The sequence below is a fragment of the Brachyspira sp. SAP_772 genome (assembly GCF_009755885.1).
Taxonomy (GTDB): domain Bacteria; phylum Spirochaetota; class Brachyspiria; order Brachyspirales; family Brachyspiraceae; genus Brachyspira.
The window spans coordinates 1-663 of the sequence record NZ_VYIX01000217.1; the positions used below are offsets into that span (position 1 = coordinate 1).

Consider the following 663-nt stretch of genomic DNA (forward strand, 5'->3'; position numbering starts at 1 on the left):
TTTTGTTGTTTTTTTAGTTTTATGTTTTACATTAAGACCATAATTTTTGAACTTTTCTAAAACAATTTCCATTTCAGCATCAGATAAAATAGAGTAATCACCAATACCTCTTACTCCCATATATAATCTAGCTAGATTTTCAACTTCCATCATAACATGATATGCTTTTTGTAATGTTTCATCAGCAGCTAAAAGTCCATGATTTTTTAGTATACAAGCCTTATATCCTTTCATAGATTTAGAAATATTGTCGCATAATTCTTGAGTGCCGTATGTTGCATATTTAACACAAGGAATTTTATTTCCTCCAGCAACGCCTACCATATAATGAATAGCTGGAATATAATCTATATTTAAAATAGAAACCATAGATGAATAAATAGCATGATTATGTATTACAGCATTAAAAGTAGGGTTATCTTTAAGAATAGATAAATGAAATCTCCATTCGCTTGAAGGTATTTTATCTTTTTCTGGTTTTCCATTACCATCTACAAAAACAATATCATCAGGGGTCATAATCTCATAAGGCATACCTGAAGGTGTAATAAGCATACCGTCTTTAAATCTTATGCTTATGTTTCCAGCAGTACCTTGATTAACACCATCTTTTCTCATATTTAAACAAGCTTCTATTATGCTTTTAGCTAAATCTTTTCTGTT

The 663-nt window shown here is 29.4% G+C and carries 1 protein-coding gene; it reads right to left on the bottom strand.

All coding sequences use genetic code 11. The features are described 5' to 3' along the window. Positions 1-663, bottom strand: a 663-nt coding sequence (locus tag GQX97_RS13655) for an L-fuculose-phosphate aldolase (RefSeq protein ID WP_157152318.1), incomplete at both ends; no start/stop codon positions are given.